This window comes from Nonomuraea sp. NPDC050328, from assembly GCF_044459405.1.
Taxonomy (GTDB): Bacteria; Actinomycetota; Actinomycetes; order Streptosporangiales; family Streptosporangiaceae; genus Nonomuraea.
This window is the reverse complement of the sequence record NZ_JBITIW010000002.1, coordinates 183,587-210,213: the sequence shown is the minus strand read 5'-3', so window position 1 is coordinate 210,213 and position 26,627 is coordinate 183,587. Positions and strand designations below refer to the sequence as shown.

Sequence of the window (26,627 nt, the reverse complement as noted above, 5' to 3'; positions counted from 1 at the left end):
CGGCTAGCGCTCCAGTCGGCCGTCCACCCGGCGCGGGACGCCGAGCGGGTTGGCCTCGCGCAGTTCCTCGGGCAGGAGCTCCTCCGGCCAGTCCTGGTAGGAGGCCGGCACCAGCCAGCGGTCGATCGCGCTCGCCCCGACCGAGGTGTGCGCGGGCGAGGTCGACGCCGGCCAGGGGCCGCCGTGGTGCATGGCCCAGCTCACCGCGACCCCGGTCGGCCAGCCGTTCCAGATGAGCCGCCCCGCCGTACGCCCGAGCACCTCGGCCACCGGGCCCGCCTCTGCGGGGTCTCCGGCGTGCACGGTCGCGGTGAGCGAGCCGTCCAGCCGGGCCAGTACGGCAGGCAGCTCGTCCACCGCGCGGTAGGTGACGATCACCGACGAGGGACCGAAGCACTCCTCGGCCACCTCCGGCAGCCGCGCGGCGAACCCGTCGAGGTCGACGGTGTGCACCCGCGGCGCGACCGCCCACGCCCCCTCACCCTGCTGCCCCTCGGCCAGAACGGGCAGCTCGGAGCGGCCCTTGAGGTAGCCGTCGCGGATGCGCTCGGACAACATCGGCGTCCCCGTGGAGCCGGCGACCGCGTCGGCGATCTCCTCGACCAGCCCCGAGCCCTCCGGCACGAACACGAGCCCGGGGTTGGTGCAGAACTGGCCGGTGCCCAGGGTGAGCGAGCCCGCGAAGCCCTGCGCGAGCCCGTCACGCCGGGCGGAGGGCAGGATGACGACCGGGTTGACGCTGCCCAGCTCGCCGAAGAACGGCACCGGCGTCTCGCGCTCGGCGATCAGGGCCTGGATCGCCTTGCCGCCGGGGATCGAACCGGTGAAGCCGACCGCGGCCACCCGCTCGTCCTGGACCAGCCACCTGCCCTCCTCCAGCCCGTGCACCAGCCCGAGCAGGGCGGGGTCCGGCAGCGCGGTCCGGATGATCTCCGCGCTGAGCTCGGAGGTGAGCGGGTGGGCGGGGTGCGCCTTCACCACGACCGGGCAGCCGGCGGCCAGCGCGGAGGCGGTGTCGCCCCCGGCCACGGAGAAGGCGAACGGGAAGTTGGAGGCGGCGAAGACGGCCGCCACGCCCGGCAGGGGGCGGAGCATGCGGCGCAGGTCGGGCTTGGGACCGTCGGCGTGCTCGATCGTCGCCTGGAGGTAGGCGCCGTCGCGCAGCACCTCGGCGAAGAAGCGGAACTGCCCGGCGGCGCGGGCGATCTCGCCGCGCAGCCGGGTCTCGCCGAGGGCCGTCTCCTGGTCGGCGAGCGGCCACAGGTCCTCAGCCCGGTCGGTCAGGGCGGCGCCGATGGCGTCCAGGACCTCGGCGCGCCGGCTCGCGGGGGTGGCGCGCCAGCGCGCACCCGCCTCGGCCGCCGCGGCGAGGGCCGCGTCCACGCCTTCCCGGCCGCTTTCTGGCACGGGGTCGCCGAAGCGCTCGCCGGTGCGGGGGTTGTACGCGTAGATCATCGTTCGTCGCCCTTCCGGTGCAATATCACACCGCACAATCTATCGGCCTGCCGTTGATTCTCCCACTTCATTCACACTCATGACCAGATCCACATATGTGAACGCCTCAGAGCACCTGGGCCAGCCAGGCTTCGTGAGCGCCGCCGAACGGGCCCTTGCGGGCGGACACCGCCTCCATCAGCCAGGCCGCACTGCGCTCGGCCGCCTCGATCACCTCGGGCGGGTAGCCGAAGGTGACCTGGTGCTCGGCGAACTCGTCGGCGTCGTCCAGGAACACCTCGCCCGTCGCCCGGCGGATCACGTCGAGGTCGAGGTCGACCATGGTCACCATGTCCTCCGACCAGACCGGCACCGTGCTCACGTCCACGTACACCTCGGTGCTGTGGCCGGGCTCGTTGAACAACGCCACCCAGCCCTCCTCGCGCGGCAGGAGCATGACGAACGCCTTGTCCCACGTCACCGGCGGGCCGTCGCCCTTCGCGCCCAGCGTGCCCGCCTCGCAGCCGACCCACACCCCATGCTCGTCCTCGCCCAGGAGGCGGGCGGGGTGATGCCAGTGCAGGGAACCGTCGTATTTGGTGAAGACCACTCTCATGAGCCATGACGCTAGCGCCTCCCCACCGGCGATTCCCCCGGCATTCCCACCGGCAGTCCTCCCGCTGCTTCCGGGTCAGGAAGGCCGCAGGGGACGGCCTCCCGTCTCCACCAGGCCGCTCTCGTAGGCGGCGATCACGAGCTGCGCCCGGTCGCGCGCCTCCAGCTTGGCCAGCAGGCGGCCGATGTGCGTCTTGACCGTCGCCAGGCTCACGTGCAGGAACCCGGCGATCTCGGTGTTGGACAGGCCCCGGCCCACCAGCACCAGCACCTCCCGTTCCCGCTCGGTCACCCCCGCCAGCACCCGCCGCCCGCCGCCGCCGCGGACGAACTCCTCGATCAGCCGCCGCGTCACCGTGGGAGCCAGCAACGCCTCCCCCGCCGCGACCACCTTGATCGCGGCGAGCAGGTCGGCGGGCGGGGTGTCCTTCAGTAGGAACCCCGAAGCCCCGGCCCGCAACGCGGCGTAGACGTAGTCGTCGAGGTCGAACATGGTCACGACGAGCACCCTGGCCCGCCCGCCGATCCGCCGGGTGGCCTCGATGCCGTCCATCTCCGGCATCCGGACATCCATCAGCACCACATCGGGGCGCGTCCGCTCGACCACCTCGATCGCCTCGGCCCCCGTGCCCGCCTCGCCGACCACCTCCAGCCCGGGCTCGGAGTCGACCAGCACCCGGAAGCTGCCCCGCAGCAGGGCCTGGTCGTCGGCCACCACCACCCGGATCACGCGCACCCACCGAAGCCGTTGAACAGGAAGGTCGCCCGGGTCATGCCGGCTCCGGGAAGGTGGCAAGAACCTGGAAGCCGCCCTCGGGCCGCGGCCCGGCGGTGAAGACCCCGCCGTAGGTGAGGGTCCGCTCGCGCATCCCGATCAATCCGTGCCCCTCCCGGAAACCGTCCATTTCGACCACTCCGTGCCCCTCACGGAAACCGTCCATCCCGACCACTCCGTGCCCCTCCCGGAAGGCGTCCCCATCCAGCGAGCCGTCGTCGGTCACCTCGACCCGCACCACCCCGGCCGACGCCGAGACCGTCACCCGGCACGAGCAGGGCCCCGCATGCTTGATCACGTTCGTCAGCGACTCCTGGACGATCCGGTAGACCGCCAGCTCCATCCCCTCCGGCAGCCGTAACCCCTCCCCCACCGCCAGCTCGACCGGCACCCCCGCCAGCCGGGCCCGTTCGGCGAGCTGCGGCAGGCCGGTCAGCCCGGGCAGCGGATCACGGTCGGCCTCCACCCGGAGCACCCCCACCAGCCGCCGCATCTCCCCCAACGCCCCGCGCGAGGCGGTCTCGATGACCCGCAACGCGTCCCGCGCCTCCTCCGGCCGCGAGTCGACGACGTGGTTGGCCACCCCGGCCTTGACCGTGATCAGCCCCAGCGTGTGCGTCACCACGTCGTGCAGCTCGCGGGCCAGCCGCAGCCGCTCCTCGGCCACCGCCACCGCCGCGAGGTTCTCGGCGTCGCGCGCCGCGTACCCGCGCCGCTCGTGCACCGCCCGCCCGACACTCCAGGTGCCGGCCAGCAACGCCAGCCCGAGCAGCGCCTCCCCGACCACCCCGGAGCCGCCCAGCACCTGCCCCAGCTCGACCTGCCCCGGCTCCACCGCTGCGGAGGGCGGCGCCGGAGCGCCCATGGCGGCCAGCACGAACAACAACAACGCCGCCGTCGCGCCCATCGCGACGGTGGACCGCCAGCGCGCCCGAGGCCCGGAGACCGCCACCGCGTACAGCGCGTAGGCCGGCGGGAGATAGGCCCCTTGGACCCCCAGGAGCATCACCGGCACCGCCACGGCCAGCACGAGCAGGAAGACGACCCGGGGCCAGACCCGGCGTACGGCCAGCGGCAGCCCGAGCGCGACGACGAGCGCGAGCGCGGCCCACCGGTCGAGGCCGGTCGACAGCGCCTGAGGGGTCAACGCCAGCGTCAGCCCGGCCGCGACCAGCACGTCGAACCACAGGAGCTGGGTGGGGCCGAGACGGCGGGTGTACAGGGGGCGGCTCACGGTGACCAAGGTAGCCACCCCCTCCGACAGTTCGCGTCCACCCCAGGTCTGACCCCGGGGGCCGGAATCGGCTCACGGTCCGACGCGCCGTGACCGGCCGGGACGCCACGCTGGCAGGCATGATCGAAGTCAACGGGCTCACCAAGATCCGCGGCAGGACCGCGGTCGTCGACGGCCTCACCTTCCAGGTACGGCCCGGCCTGGTCACCGGCTTCCTGGGGCCGAACGGCGCGGGCAAGACCACGACGATGCGGCTCATCCTCGGCCTCGACCGGCCCTCCGCGGGGCAGGCGCTCGTCGGCGGCCTGCCGTACCGCGGCCTGCGCGAGCCGCTCCGGGCGGCGGGCGCCTCGCTGGACGCGACCGCGGTGCACCCCGGACGGAGCGCGCGGGCGCACCTGCTGGCACTCGCGGCCACGCACGGGATCGGCGCGAAGCGCGTGGCCGAGGTGCTCGCCCTGGCGGGACTCGCGCAGGTCGCGGGCAAGCGGGTGGGAACCTATTCGCTGGGCATGAAGCAGCGGCTGGGCATCGCGGCGGCGCTGCTGGGCGATCCGGCGGCGCTGCTGTTCGACGAGCCGGTCAACGGGCTCGACCCCGAGGGCGTGCGCTGGATCCGCGGGCTGCTGCGGTCGCTGGCCGCCGAGGGGCGCACGGTGCTGCTGTCCAGCCATCTGATGAGCGAGATGGCGCTCACCGCCGACCACCTGATCGTGATCGGGCGCGGCCGGCTGCTGGCCGACGCGCCGCTGGCGGAGCTGACCGCCGCGCACGCCTCGCTGGAGGAGGCGTATGTCGAGCTGACCTCTGCGGCGGTGGAGTACCGATGACCACTCTCCTGCGGCCACTGCACGCCGAATGGATCAAACTGCGCTCGCTGCGGTCCACCTGGACCGTGCTGGGCGTGGCGGCCGGCACGGTCGGCGCCGCCGCGCTGATGGCCTACTCGGCGGTGCAGATGTGGAACGCCGCCTCCCCCGAGCAGCGCGCGACGGCCAGGATGACCGGGCCGGAAGACGTCGTGATCATGATTCCGCAGCTCTGCCTGGGCATCCTCGGCGTGCTCGCGATGACCGGCGAGACCCCGGCGACCTTCCTGGCGACGCCGCGCCGGCCGCGGGTGCTGGCGGCCAAGGCGGGAGTGCTCGCGCTGACCGGGCTCGTGACCGGGCTCGGCACCATCTTCGCCTCGGCGTGGGTGGCGCGGCCGATGGTGGCCGGGCGCTTCGCGCTCGAACCGCTCGCCGAGAAGGTGCCGCTGCTGCTGGCCTACGGGACGTCGGTGATGGTCTTCGGCCTGCTCGGGCTGGGCCTGGCGGCCCTGCTGCGCAGCACCGCGGGGGCGGTGGCCGTGCTGGTGGGACTGGTGTACGTGGTCCCGATGATCGTGGGGAACCTGCCCGAGCCGTGGAGCGAGAGCCTGGGCTCGGTGATGATCGGCGCGCTCCCGGGGCAGCTCACCGGGGACGACCTGACCAACTCGGTGTACGGCTCCGCGCTCTCCCCGCCGCTGGCGTTGCTCGCGCTGGCCGGGTACGCGCTGGTGCCGCTGGCCGTGGGCGGCTGGGCGCTGGCCCGCCGCGACGTGTGAGCACCCTCCAGGGGTACGGCACGCCTGCCGTACCCCTGGAAAGAAGGTCAGACCTCGACCACCACAGGGATGATCATCGGGCGGCGGCGGTAGGTGTCGCTCACCCAGCGGCCGACCGTGCGGCGGACCACCCGGCGGATCTGCTGCATGTCGACGACGCCGTCGGCGGCGTTCTCCTGCAGCGCCTTCTCGATCTGCGGGATGATCCCCTCGAACTGCGAAGGGTCTATGCCCGACCCGCGCGCGTGGATCTCCGGCCCGGCGGTGACCTTGCCGGTGTTGGAGTCGACGACCACGACGACGGAGATGAAGCCCTCGTCGCCCAGGATGCGCCGGTCCTTCAGCGACACGTCGGTGATCTCGCCGACGCTGGTGCCGTCCACGTAGACGTACCCGGCCTGGACCGCGCCGACGATCTTGGCCTGGCCGTCGACCAGGTCCACCACGACGCCGTCCTCGGCGATCACGATGTTCTCGTCCGGCACGCCGGTCAGCTCGGCGAGCTTGGCGTGCGCCCGCAGGTGCCGCCACTCGCCGTGCACCGGCATGAAGTTCGAGGGCTTGGTCAGGTTGAGCACGTAGAGCAGCTCGCCCGCGGCGGCGTGGCCGGAGACGTGCACCTTGGCGTTGCCCTTGTGCACGACGCGGGCGCCCCAGCGGGTCAGGCCGTTGATGACCTTGTTGACCGCGCTCTCGTTGCCCGGCACCAGGCTGGAGGCCAGCAGGACGGTGTCGCCCTCGGCGATGCGGATCGGGTGGTCGCGGTTGGCCATCCGAGACAGCGCCGCCATCGGCTCGCCCTGCGAACCGGTGCAGATGAGGACGACGTCCTCCGGCGGCCACTCCTCGATCTCGCGGCCGTCCACGATCAGGCCCGCCGGGATGTGCAGGTAGCCCAGGTCGCGGGCGACGCCCATGTTGCGCACCATCGAACGGCCGACCAGGGCGACCTTGCGCCCGTACTTGGCCGCGGCGTCGATGACCTGCTGCACGCGGTGCACGTGCGAGGCGAAGCTGGCGACGATGACGCGCTTGCTGGAGGTGCGGACGACCTCGTCGATGACCGGGCCGATCTCCCGCTCGCTGGTGACGAACCCGCCCACCTCGGCGTTGGTGGAGTCGGACATCAGCAGGTCGACGCCCTCGCTGCCGAGCCGGGCGAAACCGCCCAGGTCGGTCAGCCGGCCGTCGCTCGGCAACTGGTCCATCTTGAAGTCGCCGGTGTGCAGCACCAGCCCGGCCGGCGTGCGGATCGCGACCGCGAGCGCGTCGGGAATAGAGTGGTTGACCGCCAGGAACTCCACGTCGAACGGGCCGAACCGGACCCGCTCCCCCTCGACGACCTGCTTCTTCACCGGCTGGATGCGGTGCTCGGTGAGCTTCGCCTCGATGAAGGCGAGCGTCAGCTTCGACCCGACGAGCGGGATGTCGCGCCGCTCACGCAGGAGGTACGGCACGGCGCCGATGTGGTCCTCGTGGCCGTGCGTCAGGATGACGGCCTCGATGTCGTCGAGGCGGTTCCTGATGTAATCGAAGTCGGGCAGGATCAGGTCCACGCCGGGCTGCTCGGGATCGGGGAACAACACCCCGCAGTCGACGATCAGCAACTTGCCGTCGTACTCGAAGACGGCCATGTTCCGGCCGATCTCCCCCAGGCCGCCCAACGCGACGATTCTCAGACCACCCTGCGGCAGCGGCGGCGGTGCGCCCAGCTCAGGATGCGGGTGACTCATGCAGGTCCTTTCGTTATGACTGATCGTTCACTTTTACTCCGCCGGCCACCAGGCACGTCCTGAGCTCGGCGATCTGCTCTTCGTTGGCGTAGACCAGCGGGAGCCGCAGCGGCCCCACGGGCTGGCCGGTGAGGGCGAGCGCGGCCTTCACCATGATCGCGCCGCCCGCGCGGTTCATGATCCCGTCGATCACGGGGACAAGCTGCTGGTAGATGTTCCCGGCCTCGGCGACCTCACCCTTGCGGTAATTGGCCAGCATCCTGGCCAGCTCCGCGCCGGCCACGTGACCGATCACGCTGACGAAGCCCGCGGCCCCGTGCGCCAGCCAGGCCAGGTTGAGCGCGTCGTCGCCGGAGTAGAAGGCCAGGTCGGTCGCCATCCGCACCTGGGCGGCGGCGAACAGGTCGCCCTTGGCGTCCTTCACCGCGACGATGCGCTCGTGCTGCGCCAGCCGGATGAGCGTCGTCGGGTGGATCGGCACGCCGCTGCGGCCGGGGATGTCGTAGAGCATCACCGGCAGGCCGGTGGCGTCGGCGACGGTCTTGAAGTGCTGGTAGAGCCCTTCCTGCGGCGGCTTGTTGTAGTACGGCGTGACGACCAGCAGGCCGTGCGCGCCCGCCCGCTCGGCGGTCCTCGCCAGCTCCACGCTGTGGTGCGTGTCGTTCGTCCCCGCCCCCGCGACGACCGTCGCCCGGTCGCCCACGGCCTCCAGCACCGCTTTCAGCAGACGCTCCTTCTCGGCGTCGCTGGTGGTCGGCGACTCACCGGTGGTGCCGCTCACGACCAGGCCGTCGTTGCGCTGCGTGTCCACCAGGTACGCGGCCAGGCTCTGCGCGCGGGCGTAGTCGACCGCGCCGTCGGCGGTGAACGGGGTCACCATCGCGGTCAGCGTGCGGCCGAAAGGGGCGTCCGAGGTTGAGGTGGGCGATGCCATAGTGCGAACGGTACCCGGATTCGCAAAACGCTTGGACCCCGGCACCCCGTTGCCCATGGAAAGAGGCCGTCGATATGTGCTCGGGGGTACACACATCGACGACCTCTACCGAACAATCGCCGGGCCTTACGCGGTCGTTACAGAGTTTCGCGGAGAATTTTCCTCCGGTCCAAAGTTGGCACTCCATCTTCCGTCGATGACGGTAGGTTACCTGCCGAATACGGCAACATGGGGCCCAATGCCCTAACAGGGTCTCACTACAAGGACGGTCTCGTGGCCACCTCGGATCCGGTCTACCTGCGCGTCGTCGAAGACATTCGACGGCAGATCACTGACGGCACACTCCTCCCGGGCGCGCCCATCCCCTCGCGGGCGCAGCTGACCCGTAAATACCAAGTCGGCGAGACAGCGGCCCGGCACGCCCTGCGCGTCCTCGCCACCGAAGGCCTCATCTTCGGGCGTGTCGGCTCGGGGCACTACGTACGCGAACGCCCCGATCTCACCCCGCTGCACCGCTGGCGGCACCTCGAACACCCCTCCCCCTTCGTCGCCGACCTGCAGAGCCAGGGGCGCCGCGTCACCCTCGACCGGCACCTCGACCACACCGAAGCCGGGCCCGCCCTCGCCCAGCGGCTCCGTATCGAGGAGAGCGCCCAGGTCGCCCGCGTCCGGTCGGTCTACCGGGACGACGGCAAGACCCTCCAGCTCAGCACCTCCTACGAACCCGCCGAACTCGCCTCGTCCGCCCCTGCTTCCTCGGGGGACGACGATCGGCGTGGGGTCATCGCGCGGATGCATTCGCTCGGCATCAAGATCACCGAGATCGTCGAGCGGGTGCACACCCGGGTTCCGCGGCCCGGGGAGAGCGACGCCCTCGACCTGCCCGCCGGCGTGCACGTCCTGCACGTCGAACGGACCCACTGGGCGGGCGAACGGCCTGTCGAGACCAGCGACATCGTCATCCCGGGCGACCGCTTCCAGGTCGTCTACAGCCTCCCCGTCTGACCCCCTCCATCCTCTCGATCCCCTTAGACCCCCTTCAACGCCCTTGATCCCCTTCGACTCCTTATGACTCCGGCAGGCCCGGTCCCCCCTTCCCCGGACCTGCCGGTGCAAGAACCCTGCCCGGACACCATGCCGCGGTGTCCAGGCAGGGGCCGCCGGCCGGCCGGGGAGCTCACCCTCCCGCAGCCGCCCGGGTCACCGGTCCGGGAGCTCACCCTCCCGAACCGGTCAGTACGGCGGCCGGAGAGCTCACCCTCTCCGGCCGCCCAACCCGGCGGCCCGAGAGCTCACCCTCTCGGGCCGTCCAGTCCGGCGGGCGGAAGCTCACCCGTCCGCCCCCCGGGCCCCCCCCCCCCCCCCCCCCGGGGGGGCCCCCCCCCCCCCCCCCCCGCCCCCCGGTCCGCACCCCCTCGGGGGCGGCCCTGCCCGGGGGGGGGACGCACCCCCTACCGCCCCCCGGACCCCCTCCCTCCCACCCCTGGGGAGCCCACCCTCCGAGACCCGCTGGACCCCCATGGGTGCCCGAAAGCGGCCCGGAAGTGGTCCCGGACCCGACCCTCCGGGGCCCAGCCGGACCGTCGCCCCAGAGGTGCCCGCCTATAGACGCGGGAGCCCCTACGGGCGCGCCCCTCACCATCCCCCGCATCGCAGATGACCGGCAGGAACGAGGGCCCACCCCGGAGTCGTCAGCCAGAGCTGTAGATCGAAGTTGTCAGCCGAAGTTCTCGCCCCGACTTGTCAGTCACGCCTGATACCAACAAGCGCATGCGAGTCAAAGACCTGCCCACCGGCGAGCGCCCTCGCGAACGACTCCTCTCCCACGGCCCCACCGCCCTCGCCGACCGCGAACTCCTCGCCGTCCTCATCGGCTCCGGATTCCGCGGCACCAGCGCGGTAGACCTCGCCGCCCAGGTCATCGCCCACTGCGGCGACCTCACCTCGCTCTCCCGCACCGACCCCCACCACCTCCTCGCCGTCCCTGGCATCGGCCCCGCCAAGGCCGCCCGGGTCGCCGCCGCCTTCACCCTGGTACGGCGAGCCGCCGCCGAGCCCGAACGCACCCGCATCCGGTCCACCTCCGACCTCGCCGCCGTCGCCGCCCCCTTGCTCCGCGGCCACACCCGTGAGCGCCTGGCCCTCGTCGTCTGCGACCCCCGTGGCGCCGTGCTGCGCCGTACCACCCTCACCGAGGGCGCCTCCGACCACACCCTCGTCCCGGTCCGCGAACTCGTCACCACCGTCCTGCGCTCGGGCGGCTCCTCCTTCGGCATCGCCCACAACCACCCCGGCGGCTCCCTCACCCCCAGCCCCGCCGACCTCACCGCCACCCTCCGCCTGGTCACCGCAGCCGAAACCGTCGGCCTGCACTTCCTCGACCACTTGATCGTCACCGACACCGGCTGGCGCCGCGTGGCCTGGGAAAAGGAGCAGTGACCCACGCCGTACCCGAGGTGGAGCTCGACCTCCTCCAGCACCACAAGCGAGACGTCAACTCCAACCGGCGGCGGCCAGCGGGATCAACACCACCATCACCAGCACCGATCGCACCGCCAGCAGGACCAGCACCGCACGACAAGCGGCCCAATGGCCGACCTTGCCGGGAGCGAGCGCTTGGGCGAGCCGGGTCACGGGGCTCGCGCAGTGCCCCCACCGAGCATCGCGCTCCAGGTAGGGGCCGGCGCCCGGCAGGCGGGTCGGATGAGGCCTGCCGGGCGGTGCAGAGCCCGTGAATGCAAGGGGGCAAGGGCTCTGCGGGTGGGCCGCCCTTCAGAGTGCCATGCGGCTAGAGGTCCCTGAAGGGCGTGAGGTGTCCGGCCATGGCGTGACCGGACGGTTCGGAAGGCTAGGCTCCTCCTCCCGAAGGGGGAGGCGCGGACGGAGGGTGATCCGCGCCTCGATCTTGGGCCCCGTCCAAAATGAGCTGCCAGAGCTCCTGCGCCTCCCGTGTCTGAGTCCACGTCGACTCGTGCACGATCGTGCGGTCACCGCGCCGGATGAACCGGCGGATGAACATGAGTCCGCCTGCGGCACAGAGCTCGTACCAGACGTCTCCAGGGCCATTTGTGAACGCACGGACCCGGATACGCTCCGCGCGAGGAGGGGGGTCATCCCACTCGATGTCGAGACCTGCGGCCTCTTCCTTGCCCGCGCTATCCACACTTCAACTATAGGTCAGGCGTATCCATAGGTCTAGCACTCGTATCCATACGATCAAGTGAGTGTCTGCTTTGTAGCCACATGTCCTTTTCGGTCTACAATTCGAGCATGCTTGACCGAGACGGACCCGTACCTATCTACAAGCAGGTCGCTGAGGTGATCCTCGGCCGCATCGAGCGAGGCGAGCTCCAGCCAGGGGACCCGGTGCCCAGCGAGGCCCAACTCGAGGCCGAGTTCCAGATCGCACGCACCACCGCGCGACGGGCCGCTCAAGAACTACGGGAACAGGGCTCGGCCTACACCATCCAGGGCGAAGGCACCTTCGTGGGCCAGCCCGGCGTCCCCCGGACCAGGCGAAAGACCCCGACCTACCGCCGCATCGCCGAGGAGATCGCGGGACGCATCGAGCGAGGCGACTTCCCGCCGCACCGCCGCATCCCCGGCGAGAAGGCGATGATGCAGGAGTTCGGCGTGGCCAAGGTGACCGTACGGCAGGCGGTGGCCTACCTGCGGGAGCTCGGCTGGGCCTACACGGTTCCCTACCGCGGCACCTACGTCGCCGATCCCGGGAAGTGGCCGAAGGGGTAAGGGTCTAGTTGAACCTCTTGCCTTGTCCCATTGCCCGTATACCCTTGGGTCATGGTCGATCGCGAGGGTGACGTTCACCTGTACCTGCAGATCGTCGCGGAGCTGCGTGAGCGGGTCCGCGAGCTGGCGCCCGGCTGCCCTGTCGCCAGCGAGGCGGAGATCCGGCGCGAGTTCGGCGTGGCGCGCGCGACCGCCCGCAAGGCGATCCACGTCCTGCGCGCCGAAGGGCTGGTCCACACCGTCCGGGGCAAGGGGGCGTTCGCCGGGCATCCCGGTCAGGCCCCGCTGCAGCACCGCCGGGTCCTTCTCTACCAGCGCATCGCCGCCGACATCGCCGACCAGATCAGGGCCGGTGCGCTCCCGCCGCGCCGTCCTATCCCCAGCGAAAGCGCGCTGACCCGTCAGTACGGCACGGCCCGCGAGACGGTACGGCGAGCGATGGCTGTGCTTCGCGGGAGCGGGTGGATCTACACGGTGGCCGCGCGCGGCAGCTACGTCGCCCCGAGTGCCTTCTGGCCCCCTGATGTGGAGCTGGACACTGCTTGCGACGCGTGGACCGGCCGTCGGGTCGAGGCACTGCGCGATTCGGCGGCGGCCAGCCACGGCCTCGCCGGGGCGGGGCGAGAGCGGGAGGTCTGGAACGTTCCTGCGGAGGAAGGGCAGGGTGCGGGCGAAGGCGGGGACCAGGCTGGTGGCGCCCAGCACGGCTCTACCGCGGCACGGAGCCACATGGCCGACGGACGGATCCACACGGCCGACGGGCGGATCCACACGGCCGACGGGCGGATCCACACGGCCGAGGGAGGGATGCAGTCTGCCGACGGGCGGATGCACTCTGCCGACGCACGGGTGCACTCTGCTGAAGGACGGAGTGCACCGCAGGGCGCGAGGAGCGGTGCGGCTGGGGTGCCGAGGGTGGCTGGTATTTGCGTGGACGGCGGAGTTCACGAGCGGCCAGGATCGGATCAAGAGACGCCGGCTGAGCCGCCAGACCCGGTACGCGCTCGGTTGGCGGCGGCTCTGAAGGCCAGGAAGCGCCGCCGGGCGCAGTGGGAGACGTTGTCGTGAGTGAAGAGTTCGACCGGTTGGTGGCCGAGGGGCTGAGCACGCCGTTCGAGGGGTGGGACTTCGGGGTGTTCGAGGGGCGGTACCAGGAGGGGGACGAGCCGTGGAGTTATGCGGCGATCGTCCGGGAGCGGATGGCGTCGGCGGGGGCGATGCTGGACATGGGGACGGGGGGTGGGGAGTTCCTGGCCTCGCTGGGGGCCTTGCCGGAGTGGACGGTGGCGACCGAGGGGTATGCGCCGAACGTGCCGGTGGCTCGGGCTCGGCTGGCGCCGCTGGGGGTGGAGGTGGTCGAGGTCGGGGAGGACGATGTGCTGAAGTTTCCCGACTCGGTGTTCGACCTGGTGATCAATCGGCATGAGTCGTTCGATCCGGGTGAGGTGGGGCGGGTGCTCAAGCCTGGTGGGGTGTTCGTCACGCAGCAGGTCGGTGGGCGGGATGTCGAGGAGGTCAACGCGGCGCTGGGTGGGCCGGAGCACGCCTACCGGGGGTGGGACTTGGCCGAAGCTGTGACAGAGGTGTCGGGGGCCGGGCTGGAGGTCGAGTGGTCGGAGGAGGCTCGGGTTCCGGGGCGGTTCCTGGATGTGGGGGCGTTGGTGTTGTTTCTGCGGATCACTGAGTGGCAGGTTCCGGGGTTCTCGGTCGAGGGGTATCGGGAGCGGTTGCGGGGGGTGCGGATGCCGCTTGAGGTGCACGCGCATCGGTTCGCTCTGGTGGCTCGGCGTCCGGCCTGAACGGTTCGTCCTTGGCAGGCCCCGGGGTGGCACTCGCCGACGAGGGGGCACCCGCCGCACAGGGACCTGTGGCAAAGCGGGGGAGGCGAGCGGCCTGCCGTGCGGCGGTGGAAAGGGCTGGGCGGCCTGCCGTACAGCAGTGCAGGGGGCTGGCGGCCTGCCGTACAGGAGTGGAGGAAGTGGGTGGCCTGCCATACCGCGGAGGTGGGACGGGCCAGCGCGGTCCGGGGAAGGGAACGGGGCGCTCCCGTGGAAGGGAGCGCCCCGTCGAAGCCGGCAGGCGAGCGGGTCAGTAGTACAGGCGGGTCTTGGTGCGGCCGAGGCGGTCGCCCACCTGGGAGATGTAGTCCGCAGCGCTGCCGCCGAACTCGGCGCCGCCCCAGTAGTGGTCGGCGATGACGCTGGAGACGCGCTTGGGCCACACCTTGAACTGCATGGAGAACCGCTTCCACTTCTCCGGCCGCGTCACGATGCAGTAGACGTTGTAGTCCGTCGACTCGCGGCGCACGCCGCAGGTGGCGTTGGGCGCCTTACGGGTGAAGCGGATCTTGGAGACGTTCGACCGGTGGATGTCGGTGTACAGGACCAGCGCTTCGCCCTCGAAGACGTAGGAACGCCACACGGTCCAGGTGTAGGTGATGGGCGCGTAGGCCCGGCTGCCCTTGGGGTAGCTCACCTTGGCTCGGGCGGTGTCGAGCTTCGAGGCGGTGGTGAGGGGGCCGGCGGCGAGCCCGGTGGTCTTCGCGGTGAGCACCGGGGCCGCCTGCACGGCCGAGGCCGGGGCGGTCTTGACCACGGGTGCGGCCGACGCGGACAGCGGGGTGAGGCCGGCGAGCGCGAGGGCGGCGACGCCGGTCAGGGCGGCCAGGCGCGCGGGACGAAAAGTCATTGAGGGACTCCATATTCGTGCGGAATATCGCCTTATCCATCCACACCTGACTTGCAGTCCGGTTGCACAGCCGTATCACCGGGCCCAGGGGGAAGGCGACCCCCAAGGGTTGCATATCACCACAGGAGTACGCAGATCACCCGTCAACTTCGGCTGCGCTGGGTCACGGCGACGCAGGTCAGGACGGCGAGCGCGCCCAGGACGGTGGCCCAGCCGAAGCGCTCGTCCAGGAGCAGCCACGCCCAGACGAGGGTGAGGAGCGGCTGGGTGAGCTGGGTCTGTCCGGCGCGGGCGATGCCGCCCATGGCGAGTCCGGCGTACCAGGGCACGAAGCCCAGGAACATGGAGATGAGTCCGACGTAGGCGAAGCCGCCGACCGCTGCCCAGGAGAGGTTGATCTCGGTCACCGCGGCCAGGACGGCGGTGACGGGGGCGGTGATGGGGAGGGAGATGACGAGCGCGTAGGAGATGACGCGCCAGCCGGCCTCGTCCCGGGTCAGGCGTGCGCCCTCGGTGTAGCCGAGTGCCGCGGACAGCAGGGCGGCGAGCAGGAGCAGGTCGGGCCAGGTGAGCGCGCCGCCGCCCTGGCTGAAGGTGAAGACGGTGATGGACAGGGCGCCGGCGGCGCTGGCGATCCAGAACAGGGGCCGGGGTCGCTCGCCGGCTCGCAGTACGGCGCAGCAGGCGGTGGCGGCCGGGAGCAGGCCGACCACGACGGCGGCGTGCGAGGTGCTCGCGCCGAGGTGCAGGGCGAGGCTGCTGAAGACGGGGAAGCCGAAGATGACGCCGCCGGAGATGAGGGCGTAGGAGCCCCACAGCCGGCGGGGCGGGAGGATCGGCAGTCTGGCGACCTTCAGGCAGGCGAGGGCGACGACGCCGGCGAGCAGGGCCCGGCCGATGGCGACCAGCCACGGGTCGAAGCCCTGCAGGGCGAAGACGGTGCCGGGGAAGGAGCCGGAGAAGGAGACCACGCCGAGGAAGGCCAGCAAAGTGCCCCGGCGGGCGTCCAGGCGCAGCGGCGGCAGCTCGTCACTCCGGATGGCCACCGGAACCGAGGCTCCGCCCCGACCAGAAGCCCGAGCGACCGGCACGGAGGCCGGCGACCCGAAAAGGCCCTTCCGGCCGGGAACCGCTACTCCGTCACGACCGATAGCGCTATTCTCATCCCTCATGAACGACGATAGCAGTATCGCCCAGCTAGCCGCGATACTGCGCAAGGAGGCCGATCGCCTCAAGCCGGGCGACCGCCTCCCCTCCAGCCGCGAGATCATGCGCCGCCACAACGTCAGCCCCGTGACCGTCTCCCGCGCCCTGGGCCAGCTCACCGCCGAAGGCCGAGTGATCACCAAGCCGGGCAGCGGCGCCTTCGTGACGCACCGCCCCGAGCCGGCGGGCGAGAGCGCCGACCTGTCGTGGCAGACGGTCGCCCTGGGCGACCGCGTGGTGGACGACTCGGGCGTAGCCGCCCTGCTCACTCCCCCGGCCGACGGCGTCATCCCGCTTACCGGCGGCTACCTCAACGCCCAGATCCGCCCCGATCGCCAGCTCTCCCAGGCGGCGGCGCGTGCCGTACGCAGGGCGGGTTCGTGGGAGATGCCGCCGCTGGCCGGGCTGGCGGAGCTGCGCCGGTGGTTCGCCACGCAGGCGGGCGGCGACGTCACGGCGGCGGACGCGCTGATCGTGAGCGGCGGGCAGGCGGCGCTGACCCACGCCTTCAAGGCGCTCGCCGCGCCCGGCACGCCGATCCTGGTGGAGACGCCCACCTACCCCGGCGCGCTGGCCGCGGCCAAGGCGGCCGGGCTGCGCGCCACGGCGGTGCCGACCGACACCCAGGGCGTACGGCCGGAACTGCTGGCCGAGGCGTTCGCGGTGAGCGGCGCGCGGGTGTTCTACTGCCAGCCCACCCTGCACAACCCGACGGGCGCGACGCTGCCGGCGGAGCGGCGGCGGCAGGTACTGGACATCGCGCGCGCCAACGGCGCGTTCATCATCGAGGACGACTTCGCCCGCTATCTCACCCCGGCCCCGCCGACCTCGATGGTCGCCATGGACCGGCACGGCACGGTCGTCTCGATCAACTCGCTGACCAAGGTGTTGTCGCCGAGCCTCCGGATCGCGGCCGTCGTGGCGCGGGGCCCGGCGGCGGCGCGGCTGCGGGCGGCGCAGCTCGTGGAGTCGTTCTTCGTGGCGCGGGTGCTGCAGGAGACCGCGCTGGAGTTCGTGACCTCGCCCGCCTGGCGGCGCCACCTCACTGCCCTGCACGCCGACCTGATCGGGCGGCGCGACGCCCTGGCCGCGGCCGTCGCCGCCGGGCTGCCCGCCGCCGAGCTGCACCTGCTGCCGATCGGCGGCCACCACCTGTGGGTACGGCTGCCGCCGGAGACCGACGAGCAGGCCCTGGTCGAGGCGGCGCAGCGGGAGGGCGTGCTGGTGAGCCCCGGTCGCATCTACTACCCGGCCGAGCCGCCGGGCCCGCGGTTGCGGCTGAGCCACAACCAGGCCACGCACGCGGCCGAACTCACCGAGGGCGTCCGCCGGCTCGCCGGCGCCCTGGCCTCGCTCTGATCAACGGTGCAAGTGGGCCGAAACCCCCGCCTACCGGGCGAGCAAGGCCGGTTCGCGTCAACGGGAGGGCCCAAGGACCGATACGGTGTAACACGTGCGCGCGAGATCCTCCGGTCGCACGCACGACAGCAGGCGAAGGAGCGGGCCGAGATGGCAGACGTAGGCGTTCGGGCGGCCCGGCGCGAAGATGTGCTCCAGGTGGCGAACACCCAGATTCGCGCCTGGCGATACGGCTACCGGGAGTTTTTGCCCGAGGGTCCCTTGGAGCAGATGACCGGTCCGGCCGCGGAGAAGATGTGGCTGCGGCAGTGGGACGACGCGATCGCCTCGCCCCCCAGTTCCCGGCACCGGGTGCTGGTCGCGGTCGAGACCATCCTGGACACCGAGGGTTTCCCGGCGCTCGGACTGGGCGGCGCGCAGGCGCCCGCCACCCCGCGCGGCGGCGAGAAGGTGGTGGGCCTGGCGTCGCATTCGCCGGCCGAAGATCCCGACCTCGACCCGACGTACGTGGCCGAGATGCTGACGCTCCTGGTCGACCCCGACTTCATCCGGCGCGGCCACGGCAGCCGGCTGCTCAACGCGACGGTCGACTACCTTCGCGAGGACGGCTACCAGCAGATCGTGACCTGGGTGTTCGCCGAGAACTACGCGGTGCTGGGCTTCCTGGAGTCGGCCGGCTGGGGCGAGGACATGGCCGAGCGCGTGCTCGACATGGGCCGCCCGGTCCGCATGGTCAGGCTCACGACCGACATCAGTTGATGGCCACGCTCAGCCAGTGGGTCGCCGGCGCGCGCCCACGTACTCTCCCCAGCGCCGTCGTCCCCGTCGTCGTCGGCACCGGCGTCGCCTTCTCCGAGGGCGGCGCGGTCTGGTGGCGCGCGATCGTCGCGCTCCTGGTCGCGCTGCTGCTGCAGGTCGGCGTCAACTACGCCAACGACTACAGCGACGGCGTGCGCGGCACCGACGACGAGCGGGTCGGGCCCATGCGCCTGGTCGGCTCCAAGGTCGCCGCGCCGCGCCAGGTGCTCGCCGCCGCCCTCGGCTGCTTCCTGGCCGCCGCGCTCGCCGGGCTCTCCCTGGTCGTGGCCACTCAGGCGTGGTGGGTGCTGCTGGTCGGCGCCGCCTGCATCGCCGCCGCGTGGTTCTACACCGGAGGCAAGCGCCCGTACGGCTACCGCGGCTTCGGCGAGGTGGCGGTCTTCCTCTTCTTCGGCGTCGTCCCGGTGCTGGGCACGGCCTTCGTGCAGACCGAGCGATTGTCGTGGCTGGCGTTGCTGGCCTCGATCCCGGTCGGCCTGCTGTCGTGCGCGATGCTCGTGGTCAACAACCTGCGCGACATCCCGACCGACACCGCCAGCGGCAAGCGCACGCTCGCCGTGCTGCTGGGCGACTGGCGCACCCGCATCCTCTACACCGGCTGCATGGCGGGCGCCTTCCTGGTGGCGCTCGGCCTCGGCTTCGTCCGCCCGCTGTCGCTGCTGACCGTCGCCGCGCTGCCGCTGGCCATCCCGGCCATGCACACCGTGCTGCACGGCGCCAAGGGCCCGGCGCTCATCGCCGTGCTCCAGCAGACCGGCAAGATCCAGCTCCTGTTCGGCGCGTTGTTCACCGCCGGGCTGGCGATCACCTTGTAGCCGGATACAAACGCCCGAGTCAGGCTCGTATGTCCGGATAACAGGTCCGGTGCGTGACGCCTGGTTCACTGTGCGCATGGAACAGCGCGGAATCGAGCCGGTACCGGCCGGAGAGAGGTACGGCAGGCCGCGAGACCTGTTCTTCCTCTGGACCGGCACGACCATGGGCATCTTCACCCTGGTCTACGGCACGGTCATCATCGCCTTCGGGCTCACCTTTCCCCAGGCCCTCGCGGCCATCGTCATCGGCAACCTGCTGGCCTTCCCGCTGGTCGGGCTGACCAGCCTGCAGGGCCCGGCCACCGGCACCGCCACCATGGCGGTCTCCCGGGCCGCCTACGGCCCGAAGGGCGCCCGCGGGCTCAGCTTCTTCGGCTGGCTCAACATGGTCGGCTTCGAGGCCGGCGGCATGGTGCTCATCACCTTCGCCGCGCTGAACCTGCTGGAGCGGGCGGGGGTGGAGTCCTCCACCGGGGTCAAGGTCGTGGTGATCCTCGTCGCCGCCCTGATCCAGCTCGTCCTGCCGCTGATCGGCCACTCCGCGGTCATGAAGGCGCAGAAGTACTTCACCTGGGTCTTCGTCCTGCTCTTCGGCCTCATGGCCGTGCTGATCACGCCCAAGGTCTCGCTGGGCGGCGGCGGTGAGGGCGCCGACTTCGCCACCTTCACCATGGCCGTCGCGATGGTCATGTCCGCGGGCGGCCTGAGCTGGGGTCCGCTCGGCGGCGACTACTCGCGCTACCTGCCGGCGAACTCCTCCAAGAAGGCGGTCTTCGGCTTCGCCTTCCTCGGCGGCTTCCTGCCCTACGTGCTGCTCATGACGCTCGGCGCCGCCGCGGCGACCGTGGTGGCCGAGGCGGGCGACCCGATCGCCGGGCTGACCGGCGCGTTGCCGGGCTGGTTCGTCGTGCCGTACCTGCTGCTGATCATCGTCACGCTCTTCGCGGTCAACACCACCGACCTGTACTCCTCCGGCCTCAACCTGCAGGCCGCCGGGATCAACGTCAAGCGCTGGGTGGCGGTGGTGGCAGACCTGGTGATCTGCGTCATCATCACGTATGTGGCGGTGATGTCGGACTCGTTCAACACCATGCTCAACACCTTCCTCGGCCTGCTGATCATCTGGCTGGCGCCGTGGGCGGGCGTGTACGTGACCGACTGGCTGCGCCGCAAGGGCCGCTACGACGTCGAGGGCATGTTCTCCGACCGCGAGCCGTACCGCTGGCCCGCGCTGATCGCGCAGGTCGTGGGCATGGCCGCGGCCGCGCTCTGGATCAACTCCACCGCCTTCGTGGGCTGGGTCTCCCAGGCCACCGGCGGCACCGACTTCAGCATCTTCGCGGGCTTCCTGGTCGCCGCGGGCGTCTACGCCGCCCTCGACCGCCGTCCCGTCCCGGCCCTGGAGGTGGCCGTATGACCCTTCTCGACACCGCGTACGGCAGGCGTCCCGCCGACACCGTCATCACGAACGGCACCCTGGTCAACGTCCTGACCGGCGAGCTCTACGCCGCCGAGATCGGCATCGCCGGCGACCGGATCGCCTACGTCGGCGAGCCCCGCGAGCACGGCCCCGAGACCAAGGTCATCGACGCCAGGGGCGGCTACCTGGTCCCCGGCCTGATCGACGGCCACCTGCACATCGAGTGCAGCAAGCTCAGCGTCACCAGCTTCGCCGACCTGGTCGTGCCGATGGGCACCACCAGCGTCGTCTCCGGCCTCGACCAGATCCTCGTCGTCGAGGGCCTGCCCGGCGTCCGCCGCTTCCTCGACGAGTCGAAGAACACCGGCATGCGCATCTGGTGGGGCGCCCCCGCCAAGGCCCCCTACACCGTGCCGCAGTCGAACGTCGGCCACACCTTCGGCCCCGACGAGCACCGCGAGGCGCACACCTGGCCCGAGTGCGTGGGCATCTGGGAGACCGTCCAGGAGATGGTCGAGCACGACGACCCCGCCGTGCACCAGGCGCTGGAGCTGGCGCGGCGGAACCGCCTGCCGGTCTTCGGCTGCGCCCCGCTGAGCGACGCGCGCCGCATCGGCGGCCTGGCCGCGGCGGGCATCCGCCTCGACCACGAGTCCTACGACCACGAGGAAATGCTGGAGAAGCTCCGCCAGGGCATCTTCGGCATCATCCGCGAGTCGTCGGTCGCCTTCTTCCTGGAGGAGAACATCAAGGCCGCGCTGAAGGTGGGCGCGCGCCGCATCGCCTTCTGCACCGACGACGTGCACGCCGCCGACGTGCTGGCCGGCGGCCACCTGGACAAGATGGTCCGGATGGCGATCAAGGCCGGCGTGGACCCGGTGACCGCGATCCAGATGGCCACGGTCAACTGCGCGGAGATGTACCGGATCGACCACCTGGTCGGCAGCATCGCCCCCGGCCGCCTGGCCGACGTGCTGATCGTCGACTCCCTGGAGGACTTCCGCGTCCGCGAGGTCGTCGCCGGCGGCGAGCTCGTCGCCCGCGACGGCCGGATGCTCACCCCCACCGCCCCGCCCGCGCGCGGCGAGGTCGTGCCCTTCCCGGTCGCGCCGGTCGCCGCCGACGACTTCGCGCTGCGCAGCGACGCCGCCGAGGTCGACGTGCTGGCCATCGGCTTCACCGAGCAGGTCTTCGTCCGCAAGCGCCGGGACGTGCGCCTGCCGGTCGTGGACGGCGTCGTCGAGCCCAGCGTCGAGCAGGACGCCCTCCTGGTCACCGTCGTCGAGCGGTACGGCAAGACGACCAACAAGCCGGTCGCCGTGGTCAGCGGCATGGGCCTGCGCCAGGGCGCCATCGCCACCAGCGCCGCCCCGGACGACAACAACATCATCTGCGTCGGCGCCTCCCGCGCCGACATGGCCGTCGCCGTCAACGAGGTCATCCGCCTGGGCGGCGGCCAGGTCATCGTCGTCGACGGCGAGGTCCGCGCCGCTCTGCCGCTGCCCATCGGCGGCATCGTCGCCGACCTGCCGGCCGCCGACATGGCCGCCGCCGAGACCCGCCTCGACGACCTGGCCCGCGAGCTCGGCTGCCCGCTGCCCGCGCCGCTGATGTACCTGTTCTTCCTGTCCATCACCGCCATTCCCGACTACGCCGTCACCGACCTCGGTCTGGTGGACTGTGTGAACCTGGACGTTGTGGAGGTCATCCAGTGAACGACTTCATCGCCGGCCTGCCGAAGGCCGAGCTGCATCTGCACATCGAGGGCACCCTGGAGCCGGAGCTCAAGTTCGAGCTGGCCCGGCGCAACGGGATCGCCCTGCCGTACGAGACGATCGACGAGCTGCGCAAGGCGTACGACTTCGACGACCTGCCGAGCTTCCTCAAGGTCTACTACGAGGGCATGGGCGTGCTGCGCACCGAGCCGGACTTCTACGACCTGGCCCTGGCCTACCTGCGCAAGGCGGCCTCGCAGAACGTGCGGTACGCGGAGATCTTCTTCGACCCGCAGGCGCACACCTCGCGCGGGGTGCCGTTCGACGTGGTGATCCGCGGGTTGCGGCGGGCGATCCTCGACGCCGAGCAGCAGCTCGGGATCCGGGCGCAGCTCATCATGTGCTTCCTGCGGGACTTCCAGGCCGAGTACGCGATGGCGACGCTGCTGGAGAGCCTGCCGTACAAGGAGTGGATCGTCGGCGTCGGCCTCGACTCCGACGAGAAGGGCAACCCGCCGGCGAAGTTCGCCGCGGTCTACGAGCGGGCGCGGCAGGAGGGCTACCTGCTGACCATGCACTGCGACGTGGACCAGGAGAACTCGGTCGAGCACATCCGCCAGGTCATCCAGGACATCCAGGTCAACCGGATCGACCACGGCGTGAACATCCTGGAGAACCCGAAGCTGGTCGAGGAGATCGTCGCTAAGGGCATCGGGCTGACCTGCTGCCCGATCTCCAACGGCATCGTGACCCGCTCGACCAAGGCCGTGGAGATCAAGCAGTTGCTCGCCCGGGGTGTGCGGGTGACGATCAACTCCGACGACCCGGCCTACTTCCCGGGTTACGTGGCCGAGAACCTCGCGGCCATGGACTTCACCCGCGAGGAGCTGGTGCAGGTCGTCCGGAACGCCTTCGAGATCACCTGGCTGCCCCGCCACGTGAAGGACGCCTACCTCGCCGAGGTGGAGGCGTACGCGCTCAGCGCATCCTGAGCGCCAGCACGAAGTCGACGCGTTCGTCCCAGGAGCTCAGCGACCGCCCGGTGAGCTCCTCGACGCGCTTGATCCGGTAGCGCAGCGTGTTGACGTGCACGTGCAGCCGTTCGGCCATCGCCGCCCAGTTCCCCGACTCCTCCAGGTAGGCCTCCAGGGTCTCCACGAGGTCGGTGTGCTGGGCGGCGTCGTAGTCCTCCAGGGGCCCGAGCAGCCGGGCGCGGAAGGAGCGGCGCAGGTCGGGCGGGATGGCCGCGACCAGCGCGCGGTGGGAGGCGACCTCGTCGCCGGAGACCAGGCTGACCCGGTCGCCGCCGAGTTCGGCCAGGGAGCGGGCCTGGCGGGCCTCCTCGATCATGCCGCTGAGCGCGGCCGGGCCCTTGGCGACGCTGCTGAGGCCGAGCGTGAGGCGGTCCTCGCCGAGCCCCGCCTCCAGCACCCGCGCGCCGCGCAGCAGGTGCTCGGCCAGGTCTTCGGCGCTGTTGCCGGCCAGCGGCACCAGCGCGATCGCCTGCCCGCCGGAGGCGGTGACCACGCCGGGCGCGAGCGGGCGCAGCAGCTCGTCCAGTACGGCGACGCCCACCTCGGGCGGCCCGGCGGTGAGCGCGACGGCCAGCAGCCCGTCGCCGGTCTCCACGTGCAGGGTGTGCAGCCGGGAGACGACGCTGGGCAGGGAGGCGTCGCCCGACTCCAGCATGTCCAGGAGCTGGTCGAGGATGCGCCGCTCGATGCGGTGGGCGGCCTCCAGCCGCGAGCGCTCCAGCGCCACCAGGGCGGCGAGCTCCACCAGGAGGTCCTCGTGCTCGCCCGGTGAGCCCTCGTAGGCCAGGAACCAGGTGGCGATGCGGTGCGGGGCGCCCTTGCCGATCGGGAAGACCGACCAGCCCTCGGCCATGCTGGGCAGGAAGCGCGAGGTCAGGAAGGTGCCGGCCAGCCGTACCCCGGCCTCGGGGGCCAGCGGGCGGGAGCCGACGATGACGCGGCCGGTCGGCGAGAGCACCCAGCAGCCCAGGTCGAGCTCGTCGGCGACGGCGGTGACCAGCTTGGTGAGGCTGCCGCCGTCGACCAGCGTGCTGGCCAGGCGGCGGCGGGAGCCGTACCGGCGGGCGGGCGGGGCGCCGAGCTCGGCGATCAGGGCGCGCAGGACGTGCTCGGTGACCTGGCTGAAGGGCACGTCGACGGGGAGGGTGAGCAGCGGCAGCCCGGCTTCGGCGCAGGCCTCGACCAGGTCGAGGGGCACGCCTTTGAGCGCGGTGCCGGAGACCAGGGCGGCGACGTCGCCGAGCCCGGCCACGAAGGCGCGCGCCGAGTCGGGCCCGGTGTGCCAGGTCAGCTCGGTCAGCACCAGCTCGCCGGGTTTGACGAAGCGGCCGGGCTCGATCAGGTCGGTGGTCGACACGCCGCGCACCGGCCGGTCGAGCAGGTCGTGCCCGGTCAGCACCTTGAGCGCGAGGTGGTCGGCCTGGACGAGGTCTCTCAGCCGCATGGCCAGCTCTCCTGGCGCCAGGCGGCGTCCCAGTACATCCACTCGAAGCGGGCCGTGGTCAGGGCGCGCTCCAGGAGCCGTTCGCGCTCGGCGGGGCTGAGGGTGAGCGAGTCGAGCAGGCCGAGCACCCCGGCCACGGTGTCCTGGTACTCCTCGCCGCCGTAGGTCTCGATCCACCAGGCGTACAGCGGGTCGGGCGAGGACTTGGCCAGCAGCGACTCCCCCACCCGCGCGTAGATCCAGTAGCACGGCACGATCGCGCCGAGCGCCTCGGGGAAGGTGCCGAGCGAGCAGGTGCGCACCAGGTGCGAGGTGTAGCCGACGGTCGTGGGCCCGGCGCCGTGCTCGCGGGCGCCGGCCTCGTCGAGCCCGAAGGCGGCCAGCAGCTCGACGACCAGGCTGTGCTCCATCTCGACCGTGCGGGCCGCGTCACCGGCGAAGCGGTGCACCCCGGCCGGGTCGGGCGAGCGCGCGGCGGTGGCGGCCAGCGCGCGGGCGTAGTCGGGCAGGAAGTGCGCCTCCTGCACCACGTAGTGGCGGAAGGCCTGCCGGGGCAGCGAGCCGTCGGTCAGCCCGGTCAGGAAGGGGTGCGCGAGGATCTCCTGGTAGACCCCGTCGATCGCCCGCCACAACTCCGCACGAATCACGTGCAGATGCTATGCCCTCATCACGACCCGGGGCGCCAGCTCCAGGCCCAGCTCGCGTTCGTGCTCGACCAGCGCGCGCAGCTCCGGCCCCCACGCGGCCTCGGGCAGCACGGCGAACCCGAACCGTTCGTACCAGGGGGCGTTCCACGGCACGTCGCGGAAGGTGGTCAGCGTGACGCCGGGCGCGCCGAGGGCCGCGGCGTGGTCGAGGACCGCTCGCACCAGCGCGCCTCCGTGCCCCTGCCGCATGTGATCGGGATGCACCGCGAGCTGGTCGAGGTGCACGTGCCCGTCCACCCAGCCGATCATCGCGAAGCCCGCCGGCGGCTCGCCCGCCACCAGCACGCGGGCCGGGTCGTCGGCCTCCTCCACCATCGTCGTCCCCTCCGGGAAGACGATGCCCACCTCGGCGAACAGCCCGTCCGCCGCCTGCTCTATCGCGACGAGGGCGGGCAGCTCGCCCGCCTCCGCCCAACGCACGTTCGACACTTTCGACACGGCCTCATGTTTCCCTTGCTCGGCCTCGCGGGCTGTACTCTGATCAACGTGAGCCTGGCCGTGCGGGGCCGGGCAACCCCCTTCGAGGACCTGTGCCCACGGCGTGATCGCCGTGGGCACAAGTCTGCTCAGAGGTCGAGGAGGGGCTCCAGCCCCACCGTCAGGCCGTTCAGCCCGCCGACCCGCCGCACGCCGAGCAGCACGCCCGGGGTGAAGCTGGCGCGGTTCATCGTGTCGTGCCGGATGGTGAGGATCTCGCCGTCACCGCCGAGGATGACCTCCTGGTGGGCGATCAGCCCGGCCAGCCGTACCGCGTGCACCCGCACGCCCTGCACGTCGGCGCCGCGGGCGCCGTCGAGCTCGGAGCTGGTCGCGTCGGGCATCGCGTCCAGGCCGGCCTTGGCACGGGCCTCGGCCACCAGCTCCGCGGTACGGCGAGCGGTCCCGGAGGGCGCGTCGGCCTTGTTCGGGTGGTGCAGCTCGACGATCTCGGCCGACTCGAAGTACTTGGCCGCCTGCTGGGCGAAGTGCATCATCAGCACGGCGGCGATGCCGAAGTTGGGCGCGATCAGCGCGTTGACCCCCGGGTTGGCGGCCAGCCAGCCGCGCACCCGCTCCAGCCGCCCGGCGTCGAAGCCGGTGGTGCCGACCACCGGGTGGATGCCGTTGGAGATCATCCACTCCAGGTTGCCCATGACGACGTCGGGGTGCGTGAAGTCGACCACGACCTCCGCGCCGCGCAGATCCTCGATGGGATCGTCCTTGTCGATCGCGGCCACCAGCTCCATGTCCGGAGCCGCCTCGACGGCCTTGCACACCTCGGAACCAACGCGCCCTCGGGCGCCGAGCACTCCAACCCTGATCACAGGGCCAGCCTACTGTGACCGGCCGGGTCCGGCCCGTCCGGTCTTACCGG

The 26,627-nt window shown here is 71.7% G+C and carries 26 protein-coding genes; 13 read left to right on the top strand and 13 right to left on the bottom strand.

Annotated features, from left to right (window positions below):
* Window positions 1-3 precede the first annotated feature (3 nt).
* The 4 genes from ACIBG7_RS07135 to ACIBG7_RS07120 all read right to left on the bottom strand — a co-directional run bounded on the left by ACIBG7_RS07135 (window position 4) and on the right by ACIBG7_RS07120 (window position 4,058).
* The gene (locus tag ACIBG7_RS07135; protein ID WP_397335488.1) at window positions 4-1,455 is read right to left on the bottom strand and encodes an aldehyde dehydrogenase (NADP(+)); all 1,452 of its coding nucleotides are present in this window, start codon (window positions 1,453-1,455) and stop codon (window positions 4-6) included.
* Between the two features lie 106 nt (window positions 1,456-1,561).
* On the bottom strand, window positions 1,562-2,050 hold the full coding sequence (locus ACIBG7_RS07130) for a DUF402 domain-containing protein (protein WP_357927513.1): 489 nt from the start codon (window positions 2,048-2,050) through the stop codon (window positions 1,562-1,564).
* Window positions 2,051-2,125: 75 nt separating this feature from the next.
* Window positions 2,126-2,779: a response regulator gene (locus tag ACIBG7_RS07125; RefSeq protein WP_397335487.1), complete on the bottom strand. Its 654-nt coding sequence runs from the start codon at window positions 2,777-2,779 to the stop codon at window positions 2,126-2,128.
* 40 nt (window positions 2,780-2,819) lie between these two features.
* Entirely contained in the window at window positions 2,820-4,058 is a 1,239-nt protein-coding gene (locus ACIBG7_RS07120; RefSeq protein ID WP_397335486.1) for a histidine kinase, read from the bottom strand.
* Window positions 4,059-4,177: 119 nt separating this feature from the next.
* Between ACIBG7_RS07120 and ACIBG7_RS07115 the strand changes: the two genes are divergently transcribed.
* On the top strand, window positions 4,178-4,888 hold the full coding sequence (locus ACIBG7_RS07115) for an ABC transporter ATP-binding protein (RefSeq protein ID WP_397335485.1): 711 nt from the start codon (window positions 4,178-4,180) through the stop codon (window positions 4,886-4,888).
* Complete coding sequence (locus ACIBG7_RS07110) at window positions 4,885-5,649, top strand: ABC transporter permease (protein ID WP_397335484.1); 765 nt, start codon at window positions 4,885-4,887, stop codon at window positions 5,647-5,649. The genes ACIBG7_RS07115 and ACIBG7_RS07110 overlap by 4 nt, the downstream gene beginning before the upstream one ends.
* 47 nt (window positions 5,650-5,696) lie before the next feature.
* On the opposite strand, the gene ACIBG7_RS07105 is transcribed toward ACIBG7_RS07110, so the two are convergent.
* Together ACIBG7_RS07105 and dapA are read right to left on the bottom strand one after the other, a co-directional pair.
* Window positions 5,697-7,382, bottom strand: coding sequence for a ribonuclease J (locus tag ACIBG7_RS07105; protein WP_357927523.1), 1,686 nt, complete (start codon window positions 7,380-7,382; stop codon window positions 5,697-5,699).
* Window positions 7,383-7,395: 13 nt separating this feature from the next.
* Window positions 7,396-8,316 (bottom strand): 4-hydroxy-tetrahydrodipicolinate synthase, encoded by a 921-nt coding sequence (dapA, locus tag ACIBG7_RS07100; RefSeq protein ID WP_357927524.1) that lies wholly within the window; start codon window positions 8,314-8,316, stop codon window positions 7,396-7,398.
* Window positions 8,317-8,589: 273 nt separating this feature from the next.
* On the opposite strand from dapA, the gene ACIBG7_RS07095 reads away from it, so the two are divergent.
* On the top strand, window positions 8,590-9,321 hold the full coding sequence (locus ACIBG7_RS07095; RefSeq protein WP_397335483.1) for a GntR family transcriptional regulator: 732 nt from the start codon (window positions 8,590-8,592) through the stop codon (window positions 9,319-9,321).
* A gap of 765 nt (window positions 9,322-10,086) precedes the next feature.
* Entirely contained in the window at window positions 10,087-10,755 is a 669-nt protein-coding gene (locus tag ACIBG7_RS07090) for a DNA repair protein RadC (RefSeq protein WP_357932589.1), read from the top strand.
* A 54-nt stretch (window positions 10,756-10,809) separates the two neighbouring features.
* Here ACIBG7_RS07090 and ACIBG7_RS07085 read toward each other — a convergent pair whose 3' ends face one another.
* Window positions 10,810-10,950, bottom strand: coding sequence for a hypothetical protein (locus ACIBG7_RS07085; RefSeq protein WP_397335481.1), 141 nt, complete (start codon window positions 10,948-10,950; stop codon window positions 10,810-10,812).
* A 636-nt stretch (window positions 10,951-11,586) separates the two neighbouring features.
* On the opposite strand from ACIBG7_RS07085, the gene ACIBG7_RS07080 reads away from it, so the two are divergent.
* The 3 genes from ACIBG7_RS07080 to ACIBG7_RS07070 are packed head-to-tail and all read left to right on the top strand — an operon-like array spanning window position 11,587 to window position 13,865.
* On the top strand, window positions 11,587-12,066 hold the full coding sequence (locus ACIBG7_RS07080) for a GntR family transcriptional regulator (protein WP_357932595.1): 480 nt from the start codon (window positions 11,587-11,589) through the stop codon (window positions 12,064-12,066).
* 51 nt (window positions 12,067-12,117) lie between these two features.
* On the top strand, window positions 12,118-13,134 hold the full coding sequence (locus ACIBG7_RS07075; protein WP_397335480.1) for a GntR family transcriptional regulator: 1,017 nt from the start codon (window positions 12,118-12,120) through the stop codon (window positions 13,132-13,134).
* A complete protein-coding gene (locus tag ACIBG7_RS07070) occupies window positions 13,131-13,865 on the top strand; it encodes a class I SAM-dependent methyltransferase (protein WP_397335479.1) in 735 nt (244 codons plus the stop codon). Before ACIBG7_RS07075 ends, ACIBG7_RS07070 begins: the two co-directional genes overlap by 4 nt.
* 289 nt (window positions 13,866-14,154) lie before the next feature.
* On the opposite strand, the gene ACIBG7_RS07065 is transcribed toward ACIBG7_RS07070, so the two are convergent.
* Window positions 14,155-14,754, bottom strand: coding sequence for a hypothetical protein (locus tag ACIBG7_RS07065; RefSeq protein ID WP_357932603.1), 600 nt, complete (start codon window positions 14,752-14,754; stop codon window positions 14,155-14,157).
* A gap of 143 nt (window positions 14,755-14,897) precedes the next feature.
* On the bottom strand, window positions 14,898-15,800 hold the full coding sequence (locus tag ACIBG7_RS07060; RefSeq protein ID WP_397335478.1) for a DMT family transporter: 903 nt from the start codon (window positions 15,798-15,800) through the stop codon (window positions 14,898-14,900).
* 124 nt (window positions 15,801-15,924) lie between these two features.
* Here ACIBG7_RS07060 and ACIBG7_RS07055 point away from each other — a divergent pair, with 124 nt between their 5' ends.
* From ACIBG7_RS07055 to ACIBG7_RS07030, 6 genes are all read left to right on the top strand, one after another.
* Window positions 15,925-17,319 (top strand): PLP-dependent aminotransferase family protein, encoded by a 1,395-nt coding sequence (locus ACIBG7_RS07055; protein WP_357932608.1) that lies wholly within the window; start codon window positions 15,925-15,927, stop codon window positions 17,317-17,319.
* Window positions 17,320-17,469: 150 nt separating this feature from the next.
* The gene (locus tag ACIBG7_RS07050) at window positions 17,470-18,078 is read left to right on the top strand and encodes a GNAT family N-acetyltransferase (RefSeq protein WP_357932611.1); all 609 of its coding nucleotides are present in this window, start codon (window positions 17,470-17,472) and stop codon (window positions 18,076-18,078) included.
* Window positions 18,078-18,953, top strand: a complete 876-nt coding sequence (locus tag ACIBG7_RS07045) for a 1,4-dihydroxy-2-naphthoate polyprenyltransferase (RefSeq protein WP_357932614.1) — start codon at window positions 18,078-18,080, stop codon at window positions 18,951-18,953. Before ACIBG7_RS07050 ends, ACIBG7_RS07045 begins: the two co-directional genes overlap by 1 nt.
* Window positions 18,954-19,029: 76 nt before the next feature.
* On the top strand, window positions 19,030-20,370 hold the full coding sequence (locus ACIBG7_RS07040; protein WP_397335477.1) for a purine-cytosine permease family protein: 1,341 nt from the start codon (window positions 19,030-19,032) through the stop codon (window positions 20,368-20,370).
* Window positions 20,367-22,088, top strand: coding sequence for an adenine deaminase C-terminal domain-containing protein (locus ACIBG7_RS07035; RefSeq protein WP_357932619.1), 1,722 nt, complete (start codon window positions 20,367-20,369; stop codon window positions 22,086-22,088). The genes ACIBG7_RS07040 and ACIBG7_RS07035 overlap by 4 nt, the downstream gene beginning before the upstream one ends.
* Complete coding sequence (locus ACIBG7_RS07030; RefSeq protein WP_397335476.1) at window positions 22,085-23,080, top strand: adenosine deaminase; 996 nt, start codon at window positions 22,085-22,087, stop codon at window positions 23,078-23,080. Before ACIBG7_RS07035 ends, ACIBG7_RS07030 begins: the two co-directional genes overlap by 4 nt.
* Here ACIBG7_RS07030 and ACIBG7_RS07025 read toward each other — a convergent pair.
* From ACIBG7_RS07025 to dapB, 4 genes are all read right to left on the bottom strand, one after another.
* Entirely contained in the window at window positions 23,067-24,566 is a 1,500-nt protein-coding gene (locus ACIBG7_RS07025) for a PucR family transcriptional regulator (protein ID WP_397335475.1), read from the bottom strand. The genes ACIBG7_RS07030 and ACIBG7_RS07025 overlap by 14 nt on opposite strands.
* Window positions 24,557-25,213, bottom strand: a complete 657-nt coding sequence (locus ACIBG7_RS07020) for a TenA family protein (RefSeq protein ID WP_357932627.1) — start codon at window positions 25,211-25,213, stop codon at window positions 24,557-24,559. The genes ACIBG7_RS07025 and ACIBG7_RS07020 overlap by 10 nt, the downstream gene beginning before the upstream one ends.
* A 9-nt stretch (window positions 25,214-25,222) precedes the next feature.
* Window positions 25,223-25,693, bottom strand: coding sequence for a GNAT family N-acetyltransferase (locus ACIBG7_RS07015; RefSeq protein ID WP_397335474.1), 471 nt, complete (start codon window positions 25,691-25,693; stop codon window positions 25,223-25,225).
* A gap of 146 nt (window positions 25,694-25,839) precedes the next feature.
* Complete coding sequence (dapB, locus tag ACIBG7_RS07010) at window positions 25,840-26,577, bottom strand: 4-hydroxy-tetrahydrodipicolinate reductase (RefSeq protein ID WP_357932632.1); 738 nt, start codon at window positions 26,575-26,577, stop codon at window positions 25,840-25,842.
* Window positions 26,578-26,627 lie beyond the last annotated feature (50 nt).